The organism is Pseudomonas sp. VMV1, assembly GCF_056790235.1.
Map to the genome: position 1 here is coordinate 703,557 of NZ_JBXGSE010000002.1, position 14,800 is coordinate 718,356.

General features: G+C 66.2%; 12 protein-coding genes. 2 read left to right on the plus strand and 10 right to left on the minus strand.

From position 1 onward, the window contains the following. Nucleotides 1–147: 147 nt before the first annotated feature. Together ACUCV0_RS08795 and ACUCV0_RS08800 are read left to right on the plus strand one after the other, a co-directional pair. A complete protein-coding gene (locus tag ACUCV0_RS08795; protein WP_482212511.1) occupies nt 148–354 on the plus strand; it encodes a GNAT family N-acetyltransferase in 207 nt (68 codons plus the stop codon). Beyond that, a complete protein-coding gene (locus ACUCV0_RS08800; RefSeq protein WP_271655264.1) occupies nt 355–855 on the plus strand; it encodes a hypothetical protein in 501 nt (166 codons plus the stop codon). Here ACUCV0_RS08800 and ACUCV0_RS08805 read toward each other — a convergent pair. From ACUCV0_RS08805 to nuoK, 10 genes are all read right to left on the minus strand, one after another. Then, the gene (locus ACUCV0_RS08805; protein WP_313647230.1) at nt 795–1,829 is read right to left on the minus strand and encodes an FUSC family protein; all 1,035 of its coding nucleotides are present in this window, start codon (nt 1,827–1,829) and stop codon (nt 795–797) included. The two genes, ACUCV0_RS08800 and ACUCV0_RS08805, sit on opposite strands and share 61 nt — an antisense overlap. Nucleotides 1,830–1,901: 72 nt before the next feature. Beyond that, nucleotides 1,902–3,623: an ATP-dependent DNA ligase gene (locus tag ACUCV0_RS08810; RefSeq protein ID WP_313647231.1), complete on the minus strand. Its 1,722-nt coding sequence runs from the start codon at nt 3,621–3,623 to the stop codon at nt 1,902–1,904. Then, nucleotides 3,620–4,639, minus strand: coding sequence for a ligase-associated DNA damage response exonuclease (locus ACUCV0_RS08815; RefSeq protein ID WP_313647232.1), 1,020 nt, complete (start codon nt 4,637–4,639; stop codon nt 3,620–3,622). The genes ACUCV0_RS08810 and ACUCV0_RS08815 overlap by 4 nt, the downstream gene beginning before the upstream one ends. A gap of 61 nt (nt 4,640–4,700) precedes the next feature. Beyond that, the gene (gene cobA, locus ACUCV0_RS08820; protein ID WP_323148006.1) at nt 4,701–5,447 is read right to left on the minus strand and encodes a uroporphyrinogen-III C-methyltransferase; all 747 of its coding nucleotides are present in this window, start codon (nt 5,445–5,447) and stop codon (nt 4,701–4,703) included. Nucleotides 5,448–5,696: 249 nt separating this feature from the next. Then, entirely contained in the window at nt 5,697–7,367 is a 1,671-nt protein-coding gene (locus ACUCV0_RS08825) for a bifunctional protein-serine/threonine kinase/phosphatase (protein WP_482212512.1), read from the minus strand. A gap of 73 nt (nt 7,368–7,440) precedes the next feature. Then, the gene (locus tag ACUCV0_RS08830) at nt 7,441–9,474 is read right to left on the minus strand and encodes a M13 family metallopeptidase (protein WP_313647235.1); all 2,034 of its coding nucleotides are present in this window, start codon (nt 9,472–9,474) and stop codon (nt 7,441–7,443) included. A gap of 150 nt (nt 9,475–9,624) precedes the next feature. Then, a complete protein-coding gene (gene nuoN, locus ACUCV0_RS08835; protein WP_059315336.1) occupies nt 9,625–11,076 on the minus strand; it encodes an NADH-quinone oxidoreductase subunit NuoN in 1,452 nt (483 codons plus the stop codon). 7 nt (nt 11,077–11,083) lie between these two features. Next, nucleotides 11,084–12,616 (minus strand): NADH-quinone oxidoreductase subunit M, encoded by a 1,533-nt coding sequence (nuoM, locus tag ACUCV0_RS08840; RefSeq protein ID WP_059315335.1) that lies wholly within the window; start codon nt 12,614–12,616, stop codon nt 11,084–11,086. Between the two features lie 27 nt (nt 12,617–12,643). Continuing rightward, nucleotides 12,644–14,491, minus strand: a complete 1,848-nt coding sequence (nuoL, locus tag ACUCV0_RS08845; protein WP_271655257.1) for an NADH-quinone oxidoreductase subunit L — start codon at nt 14,489–14,491, stop codon at nt 12,644–12,646. Continuing rightward, nucleotides 14,488–14,796, minus strand: a complete 309-nt coding sequence (nuoK, locus tag ACUCV0_RS08850) for an NADH-quinone oxidoreductase subunit NuoK (RefSeq protein WP_007158894.1) — start codon at nt 14,794–14,796, stop codon at nt 14,488–14,490. The genes nuoL and nuoK overlap by 4 nt, the downstream gene beginning before the upstream one ends. Nucleotides 14,797–14,800 lie beyond the last annotated feature (4 nt).

The window sequence follows — 14,800 nt, forward strand, 5'->3', positions numbered from 1 at the left end:
TCAGGCCTTCGTCAGCCCCCAGCATCCGCTGTTGGCGGACGAATCAGCCGATCTTCCCCTGCAGCTTGTAATCACAGAGGCCAATCGCGTCATCGCGGGCGTACTCGGCCGGGTGTTCTGGCAGGGCCTGGAGATCGAGGTGCTCTGGTGGACGAGGCTCATCGTCAGCGAGGCCTGGGCAGGCGGTTGCTGCAACAGGCGGAAGACCACGCCCGCGCCCAAGGTGCCCGGGTGGCCTATCTGCGCACCGCGCAGGCGGCTGCCTTATATGAGCGCTGCGGCTACCGGCACTGCGGCTATCTGCCGCGACCTCTGGGAACCGGGCTGCACAGCTTCCATAAGGAGCTGGGCTAGATGACCGCCCCGGGGCTGGTCCGGCAACTGGCGCGCCTGCTGGCCCTGGTAGCCTTGGCCGCACTCTATGGCGCGCTGCATGACCAGCTCAGCTATGGCATAGGTCCGGAATACTTCAGCTGTCTGAAATTCCCCCAGTTCGGCCTGCTCGATTCGGAGGTGGCGCCACGTTGGCGGGCCGCGCAGGTCGGGGTGCTGGCCGGGGCGGCCGCAGGACTGCCCTTGGGGCTGGTTCTGCTCTGGCTGACCCACCGGCGTGCTGCCGCTGATCGAGGTCTCTGGCGCGGGATCGGCGCTGTCTTGCTTGGCGCCCTGGCCTTCGCCTTGCTGGGCCTGGCCCTGGGCTGGGTCGCCCTGGACCTGGGTCGTATGCAGCAGGTACCCGCTTGCGTGCGGGATAGCCGAGGTTTCCTGTTGGCGGCCTGGATGCACGATGGCAGCTACCTGGGCGCCCTGGTCGGCTTGGCGGTATTCGCCTGGCGCACCCGCCGATCACGTTGAAGCCGTGCAAGCGCACGCTCGACGCCGGCTTCCAGGGCAAGAAAGAGCAGGGCCACGCCGCCTCCGAGCAGAGTACTGCCCAGGCGTTCCAGCGCGATGCTGGCTTCGGGAGCACCCGCCAAGGCGACCATCAGCACCGTGGTGCCGGTGATGAACAGGGTCTGCCATGAATAGCGTCCGTCCTGCAGCAGATAGGCGCCCGCCGCGCACAGCAGGCAGGCACCAGCTAGGACGAGGGGCGTGTTGTCGAGCCAGACCACCGCGCCCGCCAGCAGGCAGCCGGCCAGGGTGCCGCCCAGTCGACCCAGCCCACGGCGCCAGGTGTCGCCCAGCCGTGGCTTGAGCACCAGCAGGGCGGTCATGGGGGCCCAGTAGCCATGACCATAATCGAGCAGGCCGGTCAGGATCTGGCAAAGGGCGACCACGGCGGCGGCATAGAAGCCATAGCGGCCAAGGCGGAATCTGTCCTCGAATAGCACCACCACCTCGCGCAGGTGGGTCCTGAGCGAGCCGGTACGCAGGCGCCATTGGGAGCGGTAGAGTGCCTTTTGCAGGAGGGCGAAGAGCGCCAGCTGCAGCAGGCCGCCGGCGAGCACCAAACTGCCGCGACAGACCGCCTGCTGCAGGTCGCCTGGAAAGCCACCGGCCACCAGCAGGGCCACGGTCCATTGCTGGGTGATCCACCAGGGGCCGTTGCCGACGGCGAACAGCCAGGCGCAGCAGGCTGCCCACAGGGCGCCGACGAGCACCAGCGCCGGTAGCTGATGACCGAGCAACGAGCCGACCACCGCCGAACAGGCCATGCCCAAGGCAGCCACCAGCATGGGCGCCAGGGGTTCGGCGGCAAAGCTCTTGTAGGCGCCGAAGCCGACCGTGTAGGCGCCACCGAGGGCCACCACGCAGGGTAGCCAGGCATCGGTCCACCATCCGGTGAGCAGGATCACCGCCAGCGCCGGCAGACAGGCCAGCGCCAAGGCCCAGCGGGGCTCCTGAGGCGCGCCTATGGCGCCATCGGCAACAGGAGGGGGTGACTGGCCTGCCATGGCTCAGGCCAGGAGATTCTGCAGGATGTCGAGGGTATCGGCTTCGGCCACCGACTTGTCATGGCGCCAGCGCAGCATCCGCGGAAAGCGCACGGCGACACCACTCTTGTGGCGCTTGGACAGGGCAATCCCTTCGAAGCCCAGCTCGAACACCAGGGTCGGCTCGACGCTGCGTACCGGCCCGAACTTCTCCACCGTGGTGCGCCGGACGATGGCATCCACCTTGCGCATCTCCTCGTCCGTGAGTCCGGAGTAGGCCTTGGCGAAGGGCACCAGGGTGCGTTCGGAACTCTCCGGCGGACCGTCCCAGACAGCGAAGGTGTAGTCGGAATAGAGACTGGCGCGGCGCCCATGGCCACGCTGGGCATAGATGAGCACAGCGTCCACCGAGAAGGGATCGACCTTCCATTTCCACCAGGTGCCCATGTCCTTGGTGCGGCCGACGCCATAAAGCGAGTCCTGTGCCTTGAGCATCATGCCTTCCACGCCCAGGGTGCGAGAGGCCTCGCGCTGGCGGGCAAGATCCTGCCAGTCGCGCCCGTGCAGCAGCGGTGAGGGACGCAACAGCGGACTGGCACAGTGCGCTACCACCCGTTCCAGCTCGGCGCGACGCTGCCGTTGCGGTTGGCTGCGCAGGTCATGACCCTGCCATTCGAGCAGGTCGTAGGCGAGCAGGATGACCGGTACGTCCTCCAGGATCTTCTTGCCCAAGGTCTTGCGGCCGATGCGCTGCTGGAGCAGGGCGAAGGGCTGCACGCCGAAGGGGATGGGCGCGGCTGGATCGCGGGCGTCCTGGTGCTCGCTGACTTCCTCGCTGCTGAGCAGGGTGTCGGGGGCGGCGTCTTCCTTCCAGACCACGATCTCGCCATCGATCACGGTGCCATCGGGCAGCGATTCCGCGAGGGGATGCAGTTCGGGAAAGCGATCGGTGACCAGGTCCTCGCCCCGCGACCAGATCCACAGCCGGCCGTCACGCTTGACCAGCTGGGCGCGGATGCCGTCCCACTTCCATTCCACCTGCCAGTCTTCGGCCGGACCCAATTGCGCCTCGAATTGCTCCACCGGCAGTTGCAGGGCATGGGCGAGAAAGAAGGGGTAGGGTTGGCCACCGCGCTGGGCGTGTTCGTCCGGACTTTCCGGGGCGACCAGGCGCGCATAGCCCTCGGCGGTGGGGCGGTGGGAAAGGTCGGTATAACCCACCAGGCGCTGGGCGACCCGCTTGGGATCCAGGTCCGCCAGGGTGGCCAGCGCGCGGGTCACCAGCAGCTTGGAAACGCCGACGCGGAATTCACCGGTGATCAGTTTGATGCAGACCATCAGGCTCTGGCGATCCAGCTGGTCCCAGAGCGGCGGCAGACGCTCGGCCAGCTCCTCCGGCGACAGGCCGCGCAGGGGCAGCAGGTATTCTTCCAGCCAGAAGGCCAGGCCTTCCGCGTTGGCGGCATCGGCGGTGGGAATCAGCAGCGCCATGGTTTCGGCCAGGTCGCCTACCGCCTGGTAGCTCTCCTCGAACAGCCACTCGGGCAGGCCGGAGAGGGCCATGGTCAGCTCACGCAGCTGCCGGGTCGGCACCAGGCGCCGGGGGCGGCCGCCGGCGAGGAAGTACACCGCCCAGGCGGCATCGGCGGCCGGGGCGCTGCCGAAGTAGTCCACCAGGGCGGCCAGCTTGGCGTTGCTGGAGGTGGTGGCGTCGAGACGGCCATAGAGTTCGGCGAAGGCCTTCATGCTTGGGCCTCCGTGGCGACAGGGGTATCGTCTTCCTCACCGTATTCGGTGGTGAAGCCCTGGGCATCCAGGCCCTGATCGCGCAGATAGCGCACCAGGGTGGCCACCGAGCCGTGAGTGACCATCACTCGTTCGGCGCCGGTCTGCTCGATGGCCCACAGCAGGCCCGGCCAGTCGGCATGGTCGGAGAGCACGAAGCCGCGATCCACCCCACGCCGGCGGCGGGTGCCGCGCAGCATCATCCAGCCGCTGGCGAAGGCATCGCTGTGCTCGCCGAAACGGCGAATCCAGGTACTGCCGCCAGCCGAGGGCGGGGCGATGATCAGCGCCTGGCGCAGCAAGGGATCGCTCTTCTTGAAGTCGCCGGCATAGTGGGTGTCGGGGATGCGGATGCCGGCCTCGCGATAGACCCGGTTGAGCGGCTCCACCGCACCATGGGCGAGGATCGGGCCGATCTCCGGATCGAGTCCGTGCAGGAGGCGTTGCGCCTTGCCGAAGGCATAGCTGTAGAGCACGCTGGCCAGCCCCTGGGCCTGGTTGGCGCGCCACCAGGCGTTGACCTCGGCGAAGATCTCCGCCTGGGGCCGCCAGCGATAGATCGGCAGGCCGAAGGTGGATTCGGTGATGAAGGTGTGGCAGCGCACCGGCTCGAAGGGGGTGCAGGTACCGTCGGGCTCGACCTTGTAGTCGCCCGAGGCGACCCAGACCTCACCCCGGTATTCCAGGCGCACCTGGGCCGAGCCCAGTACATGCCCGGCGGGGTGAAAGCTCAGCTTGACCCCGTGGTGGTCGATGACCTCGCCGTATTCCAGGGTCTGGAGGTTGATATCGGCGCCCAATCGCGTGCGCAGGATGCCAGCACTGCCCGAGGTGGCCAGGTAGCGACCATTGCCCACCCGGGCGTGGTCGCCGTGGCCATGGGTGATGACCGAGCGCTCCACCGGATGCCAGGGATCGATGTAGAAGTCGCCAGGCGGGCAATAGAGACCGTCCGGGCGGGCGATGACGAGGTCCATGGGCGCCGCTCTGCTAGGGGATTACCCATAGGAACGGCGGCTGGGCTCTGGAGTTCGCCGCTCAGGCCTGGGCGGCGTAGCTCAAGGCCTGCTGCAGAGCCGCCTGGCCCACCACCTCGCCGATCACCAGGATCGCCGGGCTCTTCAACTGGAAGAGCGCGGCGTCCACCTGCAGCTCCTGCAGGGTCGAGCGGCATTCGCGCTGGCTGGGCAGGGAGGCGTTCTCGATCATGGCTACCGGCGTAGCCAATGGCAGGCCGCCGTCCAGCAGGCCTTGCTGAATCTCGCTGAGCCGGGCCACGCCCATGTAGACCACCAGGGTGGTACTGGTAGCTGCCAGGGCGGCCCAGTTGGGCGCCGTGTCGTCCTGGGTATGGGCGGTGACCAGGGTCACGCCACGGGCCACGCCCCTCAAGGTCAGGGAGATGCCGCAGGCGGTGGCGCCGGCCAGACCGGCAGTGATGCCGTTGACGATCTCGCTGCTGACGCCGCGGGCGGCCAGCCATTCGGCTTCCTCGCCGGCGCGACCGAAGATGCAGGGATCGCCGCCCTTGAGCCGGGCCACGCAACGGCCCTGGCGGGCATAGCGCAGCATCAGCCGGTGGATGAAGGCCTGGGGCGTGGAGCGACAACCACCGCGCTTGCCGACGCGGATCACCCGGGCGGTCGGGCAGTGTTCGAGCACCGCCGGGTTGACCAGGTCGTCGATCATCACCACCTCGGCCTCGCCCAGGGCGCGCACGGCCTTGAGCGTCAGCAACTCGGGATCGCCAGGGCCGGCACCGATCAACCAGACTTTCCCGCTCATGTAGTGACCTCTCGTATCCAGGGTGGCGACTGTAACGCAAAAAAAAGGCGTCCCGCTGCAAGCAGCTGGGACGCCTTTGTCCTGAGGGTCTTTCCTCGCCGTTGAAGAAAGACCTATGTAATGGGTGGGTTTGCAGGCTTCATGCCAAGCCCAGATCCGTCCTTTGTGGCGGGATGACGGCTGGAATGGGCCGGTTGGTTGCCTCTTTTGGGCGCAGCGTGCTGCAAAACAGGGCATGCCTTGGGTCGTTCAATGTCGATAGAGCCAGAGCAGTATCAGCAGCAGATTCAGCGTCAGCGAACAGGCCGCCACGATCTGCCAGGTGCGCAGGGGATCGCGCTGCAGCAGCGGCAGGGGCCGGGCCAGGGGTTGGCGTTCGCCCTGTTCCAATAGCAGCAGCGCTTCTTCGGCGGTCTCGAAGCGCTCGCCAGGATCCACTGCCACGGCGCGTTGCAGCCAGTCTTCGAGCCAGGCCGGCGCATCCGGGCGCCGGCGCAGGACGCTGGCGGGCGCGCCGAAGCGGGGGCGCTGGAAGGGTTCCACTTCGCCGTAGGGATAGCCACCCGTCAGCAGCTGGTAGAGGGTCACCCCGGCCGCATAGAGATCCTGGGCCGGACTTGGCTCGCCGCCTTCGAAGGACTCTGGCGCACGATAGCTGGGGGTGCCCGGGCTGTCCTGCAGATCCTCGGACAACTGCGGGCAATAGGCCAGGCCGAAGTCCAGCAGGCGCAATTCGCCGTCCTGGCCGCGATGCAGGTTGTCCGGCTTGATGTCGCGATGGAGGATGTTGCGTCTGTGCAGCTGGCCGAGGGCGCGCAACAGGCGCGACGCCACGTCCAGCCAGTCGGCCAGCGCCAGGGGCCCTTCGTTGGTTAGCTGCTGCGCCAGCGTCCGCCCTGGGTACTCACGCTGAACGAAGTAGAGATGCGCCCGCCTGGGCAAGGGGTGTACCTCGACGAAGGCACGGCCCGCGACGCGGCGCAGGAACCATTCCTCCATGAGCAGGGCATGACCCGCCAGGGTGTCGAATTGCAGCGCCGCGGGTAGGGTCTTGAGTAGCCAGGGGCGGCCACGCTCGTCGTGGACGCGATAGAGCAGCGATTGCCGCGACTCCGCCAGGCGCTCGACCACTGTCCAGCCTTCGAAGGCCTGGCCGGGCTTCAAGGCGGGCAGCGGTGGCCAGGTATCGGCGTTGGCCAGGGTATCGGCCAGGGAGATGTCGGGCAGGCGGTCGACCCTTACCAGCAGGGCGCTGGCATTGTCCTGGACGCCGGCGTGCAGCGCCCCGGCCACCAGCGCCTGGGCGGTGGCATCCAGGTCGGTCACGCCGTCGACGAGAATACGCCTCATGCTGTCTTCGCCCAGCGCCGCCCAGACGCCGTCGCTGACCAGCAATAGCGTCTCGCCAGTTTCCAGTTCGCCTTCGCGAAAATCCACTACCAGATGGCTTTCCAGACCCAGGGCGCGGGTCAGGACGTGCTGCATGCCGGCCTGCTGCCAAACGTGGTCGACGGTGAGACAACCGAGTCTGCCCTGATGCCAACGATAGGCGCGGCAATCACCGACATGGGCCAGGGTATAGCGCCGTCCGCGGATCACCAGGGCCGTCAGGGTGGTCAGCAGCGGTTGGCCATTGCCGGCGGCCTGCAGCCAGCGATTCTGCGCCAGCAGCAACCGCTCCAGGGCCTGGGCCACCGGCCAGGTTTCCGGGGTGGAATAATAGTCTTGGGCCAGCGCCTGCAGGGTGGCACGCGCGGCGAGTCCACCATCCGGACAACCGCTGACACCATCGGCCAGGGCGAACAGGTGCCCCTTGGTGGCTGCCAGCGCCGCGCTGGGCTGGACACTGCGCAAGGCGTCCTGGTTTTCCTTGCGTGGACCGGTCGCAGTGGCTTCGGCGAAGGCGAGTTCTAGAGGCATGGACGGGGCGCCGGAGGGGAGAGGTGACGGGCGATGCAAAAGCGATACCCGACTGCCTGACGCCCCTGGAGCACTACCAGATTTCCACGCGTTTCTCGTCCGGCCGGACCATGGCATCACCCGCCTTGCAGCTGAACGCCTTCGCGAACGACGGCATGTTGGAGGGCGCCCCGATGGCGCGGAATTTCATGGGGGCATGGGGATCGGTGTTGAGGAACAGGCGCGCCTGTTCTTCACGGATCGAGCCCCGCCAGACCCGTGCCCAGTTGAGGAAGAAGCGCTGCTCTTGGGTGTAGCCATCGATCTTGCGATTGGCTTCTTCCGGCTTCTTGGCCAGTGCCAGTTGCAGGGCGTCATAGGCCGCGTTGATGCCGCCGAGGTCGCCGATGTTCTCGCCCAGGGTGAGCTTGCCGTTGACGTGCAGCTCAGGATGGTCGGGCAGCGGATGGTAGTTGTCGAACTGCTCCACCAGCTTGCCGGTACGGGCCTCGAAGGCCTTGCGATCGGCCGGGGTCCACCAGTCCACCTGGTTGCCCGCGCCGTCGAACTTGCTGCCCTGGTCGTCGAAGCCATGGCTGGCCTCGTGGCCGATCACCGCGCCGATGCCGCCATAGTTGATGGCATCGTCGCCGTCGGCATAGAAAAACGGTGGCTGGAGGATGGCGGCCGGGAAGTTGATGGTGTTGTCGGTGGGGCTGTAGTAGGCATTCACCGTCTGCGGGTACATGCCCCATTCCTGGCGATCGGTGGGCTTGCCGATCTTGTCCAGATCATGGCGATAGTTGAAGCGCGAGGCGGCTTCCAGGTTGGCGTAGAAGCCCTGCGGCTTGAGCGTCAGGCCGCTCCAGTCCCGCCAGCGCTCGGGGTAGCCGATCTTGGGCAGGAAGCTGTCCCACTTGGCCAGGGCCTTCTGCTTGGTCTCCGGGCTCATCCAGTCGAGCTTCTCGATGCGGGCTCGAAGCGCCAGCATCACGTTGTCCACCAGTTCCTGGGCCCGCGCCTTGGCCTGGGGCGAGAAGTGCTCCTGCACATAGAGCTGGCCGAGCCCTTCGCCCATGGCGCCATTGACCGCGCTCAACACCCGCTTCCAGCGCTCGCTCTGTTGCTGCTGGCCGCTCAGGGTCTTCTGGTTGAATTCGAAGCTCTCCTGCTGGAAGGGCTTGGACAGCAGCGGCGCGGCGTCATCGATCACGTGGGCGCGCAGATAGGCCTGCCACTGTTCGATGGGCGTCTCGGCCAGCATGCGGTCGAACTCGGCGAAGAAGCCGGGCTGGGACAAGGAAAAGCCCTGCTGGCCGGTGACGCCCTGGCTGGCGAAGAAAGCCTGCCAGTCGAAGTGCGGCGTGACCTTGTTGGCTTCGGCGAAGCTCAGGTAGTGATACTGGTTTTCCGGATTGCGCAGATCCACCGGCTTGACCGAGGCACGTGCCAGGCGACTTTCGAAGGCCAGCACCAGCTCGGCCTGGGCGGCCGCCTGGGCTTTGGGTACACCGGTCAGGGTCAGCAGCCGTGCGAGATGACCTAGGTAGGCCTGGCGTAGCTTGGCGTAGTCGGCCTCGGTGTAGTAATCGGGTGTCGGCAGGCCCAGGCCACCCTGGTAGGCATAGGCGATCTGCTGCTTGGCGTTCTGGTAGTCGGCACCGGAGCCGAAGGAGAACACCTGCATGTCGCCTCGGGCAAAGCTCTTCTGGAGATAGGCCACCACATCGGCCGAGGTGCGCAGCCGGTCGATGGCTGCCAGCTGCGCCTGAATTGGCTGATAGCCGGCGCGCTCGATGGCGGCTTCGTCCATGCCCGAGCGATACAGCCAACCGACCTTCTGTTCTATCGAACCCTGTTCCGCGCGATCCGCCGTGCGGGCTGCGCGCTGCAGGATGGCGTGCTGGTCGTTGAGCGATTTTTCGCCCAGGGCCATGAAGGAACCCCAGCGCGACTTATCCGGCGGGATGGGATTGGCCGAGACCCATTTTTGGTTGACGAAGGTGTCGAGGTCGCTACAGGCGGTGGCCGGGTCACCCAGTTCGGTGACGTCGAAGACAGGAGCAGCGAAAGCCTGGCTGCCGAGCAGCAGGCCGATGGTCAGGGCGAGGGGTTTCAACGCAGGCATGGGAGAAAGGGGGCTCCAGAAAAGGGCAGAGGAAAGCGGAGTAGGGGTCGAGGGTAGCGGTCGCGATGCGACCCTGCCAAGGGCCGCTGTTTCACCGGTGCTAGAAACGACGATCCCCGCCGAAGCGGGGATCGTGGGCGGTGTCTGGGATCAGAACACCGTCAGCTGCGCCAGTTGCAGCAGCGGCTGCGGATAGACGCCCAGGACGAAGGTGGCGATGGAAATGGCGATCAGCATCACGCCACCGGCGCGTTGCCCCCAATTCATCGGCGCGTCATGGCGCTGCAGGCCCTGCTCGGTCAGGTACAGGGTGACCATCACGCGCAGGTAGTAGAACAGGCCGATGGCGCTGCCCAGCACGATGGCCGCGGTCTGCCACCACATGCCCGCTTCCACGCCCACGGTGATGACGTAGAACTTGCCGATGAAACCGGCGGTGAGGGGGATGCCGGCCAGGGACAGCATCATCACCGTCAGGGCCGCGGTCAGGTACGGACGGCGCCAGAACAGGCCGCGGTACTCGAACAGTGCATCGGCATCACGCTGGCCGTTGCTCGGGCTGGACATCAGGGTAATCACGCCGAAGGCACCCAGGCTGGTGAAGACATAGGTCACCAGATAGACCGCCACGGCTTCCATCGACAGGCCTTCGCCCGACGCCACCGCCACCAGCAGGTAGCCGAAGTGGGAGATGGAGGAATAACCCAGCAGGCGCTTGAGGTTGCTCTGCATCAGCGCCAGCAGGTTGCCCACCAGCATGGAGGCGATGGCGATGAAGGCGATGGCATCGTGCAGCCAGCCGTCATCGCTGGCCATGGGCATGGTCTGGAACACCCGCACCAGCACGGCGAAGACAGCGACCTTGCTGGCGGTGGCCAGGAAGGCGCCAACCGGAGCCGGCGAGCCTTCGTACACGTCCGGGGTCCACAGGTGGAAGGGCACCAGGGACAGCTTGAAGCCGAGGCCGACGATCAGCATGCCGAGGCCGATTTCCATCAGCAGGCCGGTGCTGGCCGGGGCGTCCATCTGCATGCCGATGTCGGCGAAGTTCAGGCTACCGGACTGGGCATAGAGCAGGGCCATGCCGAACAGCAGGATGGCCGAGCCGGCGGCGGACAGCACCAGGTACTTCATGCCGGCTTCCAGCGAGCGGCGGTTGAAGTAGCTGTAGGCCACCAGGCCGTAGACCGGCACCGACAGCAGTTCCAGGCCGATGAACAGGCCAGCGACGTTTTGCGCCGCCACCAGCACCAGACCACCGGTGGCGGAGATCAGCAGCAGCAGGTACAGCTCTTCACGGTTGCCTGGATAGCCTTCCATGTAGGCATGCGACAGGGTCATGCAGGCCAGGGTGGCGATCAGGATCAGTGCCATGTAGAAGCAGCTGAAGCCGTCGATGCGCAGCAGCGGGGTGACGTCGATGGCGCCGACGCCGAGGGCCGGGATGCAGGACAGCAGGGCCAGGTTGAGACCGATCACGCCCAGGGTGGGAATGATGGTGTGATCCCGCCGCCAGGCGATGCCCAGCATCACCACCACGGCGGTGAGGCCGGTGATGATGATCGGCAGGAGGGCGGTGAAGTGTTCGTAGGTAAAGGTCATGGCGCTCTTACCGGGCGGAAACGAGAGAGGAGAAGGCTTCGCCGAGCCACTGCTGAACACCGGCCATGCTCGCGGCCGAGGTATCCAGCACCGGCTGCGGGTAGACGCCGAGCAGCACCAGCAGCACGCCAAGCAATAGCAGCATCGACAGTTCCCGTGCGTTCAGACCCGGTAGCGCGCCTTCGGCCTTGGCCGGACCGAAGTAGGCGCGGTGGATCATGATCAGCGAATAGACCGAGGCGAACACCAGGCCGAAGGTGGCGATGACGGTGATCATCGGCACGACCGGGAAGGCGCCCAGCAGGATCAGGAATTCACCGACGAAGTTGCCGGTGCCTGGCAGGCCCAGGGATGCCGAGGCGAAGAACAGACTCAGGGCCGGCAGGTAGGGCAGGCGTGCCCAGAGACCACCCATCTCGCGCATGTCACGGGTATGCATGCGCTCGTAGAGCTGGCCGCAGAGGATGAACAGACCGGCGGCGGAGAGGCCGTGGGCGATCATCTGTACCACTACGCCCTGCAGCGCCTGGGGGCTGCCGGAGTAGATGCCGATCAGCACGAAGCCCATGTGCGAGACGCTGGAGTAGGCCACCAGGCGTTTGATGTCGGTCTGGGCGAACGACAGGATGGCGCCGTAGAAGATGCCAATGATGCCCAGCCACATGGCGATCGGCGCGAATTCCGCCGAGGCGTTGGGGAACAGCGGGATGGCGAAGCGCAGCAGGCCGTAGGCGGCGGTCTTGAGCAGGATACCGGCGAGGTCGACGGAACCGGCGGTAGGCGCCTGGGCGTGGGCATCGGGCAGCCAGGAGTGCAGCGGCACCACCGGCAGCTTCACCGCGAAGGCGATGAAGAAGCCCAGCATCAGCAGGTATTCCAGCTTGGGATCCAGCTGCAGTTGCAGCAGGTCTTCGTAGTCGAAGGTCAGGACGCCGGTGGCACCGTAGTTCACCAGTACCAGGGCAACGATCGCCACCAGCATGATCAGGCCACTGGCCTGGGTGAAGATGAAGAACTTAGTGGCGGCGGTGATGCGGCTCTTCTTGCCGTCCGCGGAGCTATGGCCCCACAGCGCGATCAGGAAGTACATCGGCACCAGCATCATCTCCCAGAAGAAGAAGAACAGGAACAGGTCCAGCGCCAGGAACACCCCCACCACGCCGCCGATGATCCACAGCAGGTTGAGGTGGAAGAAGCCGACGTGGCGCTGCACTTCGCGCCAGGAGCAGGTCACCGCCAGCACACCGAGCAGGCCGGTGAGCAGGATCATCAGCAGCGACAGGCCGTCGAGACCGAAGTGCAGGCTGATGCCGAAGCGCGGAATCCAGCTCATCTGGAATTCCGCGGTCCAGGCGGTTTCGGCGCCAGGGGCCGGAGCCAGGCTGTAGTCGCCATGGGCCCACAGCCACAGGCCGAGTACCAGCTCCAGCAGCATGGTGAACAGGGCGATCCAGCGAGGCACCAGCGGGCCGGTCTTTTCCGTGAGGAAACAGAGCAGGCCGCCGATGAAGGGGATCAGGATTAGCCAGGGCAGAAGCATGACGTGTACTTATCCTTAGTCAGGGGGTCAGGCCAGCAGCAGCGCGCCGAGCAACAGCACGGCGCCTCCCACGATGGAAGCCGCGTACCAGCGCAGACGGCCGTTCTCGGTGATGCTCAGTGCCAGGTTGCCACCGCGAGCCACCATCGGGATCAGGCCAATGGCCTGGTCGAAGGGATCACGGCGCAGCAGGCGGGCCAGCAGCAGGTACGGCTTGACGAAGATCAGGTCGTACAGCCAGTCGAAGCCCCAGGCGTGATACCACCAGGTACCGAAGAAGCGACCCGGCGCGCTCTTGGCCAGGGCGGTCACGAAGGAACGCTTGCCAAGGAAGAGCAGGGCGGCTAGCAGGATACCGGCAATGGCGATGGCTCCCGAGGTGATCTCCAGGGAATGCTTGGCTTCACCACCGGCATGCCCGATCGATTCCGGCAGCACGCCTGCCAGGGGCGGCACGATCAGCGCGCCGACAAAGGTCGAGAGCACCAGCAGTACCGCCAGCGGCAGGTTGTGGGCGATGCCGTGGCCGGCATGGGCCTCGGTATGCGCCTCGCCGTGGAAGGTGATAAAGATCAGGCGGAAGGTGTAGATCGAGGTCAGGAAGGCACCGGCCAGGCCTGCGTAGAGCAGGTAGGTATGACCGCTGGCGAGGGCTTCCCAGAGGATCTCGTCCTTGGAGTAGAAGCCGGCGGTAACCAGCGGCAGTGCCGCCAGCGCCGAGCCACCCACCACGAAGCTGGCGTAGGCCAGGGGGATCTTCTTCCACAGGCCGCCCATCTTGAAGATGTTCTGCTCGTGGTGGCAGGCCAGGATCACCGAGCCCGAGGCGAGGAACAGCAGCGCCTTGAAGAAGGCGTGGATCATCAGGTGGAAGATCGCCGGTTGCCAGGCACCCACGCCCAGGGCCAGGAACATGTAGCCGATCTGGCTCATGGTGGAGTAGGCCAGGATGCGCTTGATGTCGGTCTGCACCAGGGCGGCGAAGCCCGCCAATACCAGGGTCACGGCACCGACGATGCCGACCAGGTGGAGGATCTCCGGCGCCAGCAGGAACAGGCCGTGGGTCCGGGCGATCAGGTAGACGCCCGCGGTCACCATGGTCGCGGCGTGGATCAGTGCGGAGACCGGGGTGGGACCGGCCATGGCGTCCGCCAGCCAGGTCTGCAGCGGCAGCTGGGCCGACTTGCCGACGGCGCCGCCGAGCAGGGCCAGGGTGGCCAGCACGATCAGCGGATCACCGCTGGCGAAGACGTCGGGCGCCTTCTGCAGCAGCTCCTGGATGTCCAGGGTGCCCAGGGTCATGAACAGGATGAACAGACCGAAGGCCATGAAGACGTCGCCGACGCGGGTGACGATGAAGGCCTTCAGCGCGGCGTTGCCGTTGGCGCGCTCGCTGTAGTAGAAGCCGATCAGCAGGTAGCTGCACAGGCCCACGCCTTCCCAACCGAAATACAGCAGCAGCAGGTTGTCGCCGAGGACCAGCAGCAACATGCTGAAGATGAACAGGTTGGTGTAGGCGAAGAAGCGCGAGTAGCCCTCTTCACCGCGCATGTACCACGAGGCGAACAGGTGGATCAGGAAGCCGACGCCGGTGACCACGCCAAGCATGGTCAGCGACAGGCCGTCCAGGTAGAGAGCCATGTTGGGCGCGAAGCCCTCCACGTTCATCCACTGCCAGAGGACGAGGGTCAGGTGGCCGTCGGCGGGCGGTGCGACGTGGAAGTTCCAGCCGACCCAGGCGGCGACCAGCGCCGCCAGGCCCACCGAACCCACGCCGATCAGCGCGGAGAGATTCTCCGACAACCGACCGCGGGAGAAGGCCAGCAGGAAGTAGCCGACCAGGGGAAAGGCGAAGGTGAGGGGTAGCAGGTTCATCCGTGCATCTCGCTGGCGGCATCGACGTCGAGGGTATGGAAGCGGCGATAGAGCTGCAGCAGGATCGCCAGGCCGATACTGGCCTCGGCGGCGGCCAGGCTCAGCACCAGGATGAACATCACCTGGCCGTCGGGAGCGCCCCAACGGCTACCCGCGACCACGAAGGCCAGGGCGGCGGCGTTCATCATGATTTCCAGACTCATGAGCACGAAGAGGATATTGCGGCGGACCATCAGGCCCACCAGGCCAAGGGCGAACAGGGCGCCGGCGAGGGCCAGTCCGTGTTCCAGAGGTATGGCGTTCATTGGC

Coding starts and splice junctions, on each gene's coding strand:
- ACUCV0_RS08800 (WP_271655264.1), top strand. CDS start 355: ATGACCGCCCCGGGGCTGGTCCGGCAACTGGCGCGCCTGCTGGCCCTG.
- ACUCV0_RS08810 (WP_313647231.1), bottom strand. CDS start 3,623: ATGAAGGCCTTCGCCGAACTCTATGGCCGTCTCGACGCCACCACCTCC.
- ACUCV0_RS08815 (WP_313647232.1), bottom strand. CDS start 4,639: ATGGACCTCGTCATCGCCCGCCCGGACGGTCTCTATTGCCCGCCTGGC.
- cobA (WP_323148006.1), bottom strand. CDS start 5,447: ATGAGCGGGAAAGTCTGGTTGATCGGTGCCGGCCCTGGCGATCCCGAG.
- ACUCV0_RS08825 (WP_482212512.1), bottom strand. CDS start 7,367: ATGCCTCTAGAACTCGCCTTCGCCGAAGCCACTGCGACCGGTCCACGC.
- ACUCV0_RS08830 (WP_313647235.1), bottom strand. CDS start 9,474: ATGCCTGCGTTGAAACCCCTCGCCCTGACCATCGGCCTGCTGCTCGGC.
- nuoN (WP_059315336.1), bottom strand. CDS start 11,076: ATGACCTTTACCTACGAACACTTCACCGCCCTCCTGCCGATCATCATC.
- nuoM (WP_059315335.1), bottom strand. CDS start 12,616: ATGCTTCTGCCCTGGCTAATCCTGATCCCCTTCATCGGCGGCCTGCTC.
- nuoL (WP_271655257.1), bottom strand. CDS start 14,491: ATGAACCTGCTACCCCTCACCTTCGCCTTTCCCCTGGTCGGCTACTTC.
- nuoK (WP_007158894.1), bottom strand. CDS start 14,796: ATGAACGCCATACCTCTGGAACACGGACTGGCCCTCGCCGGCGCCCTG.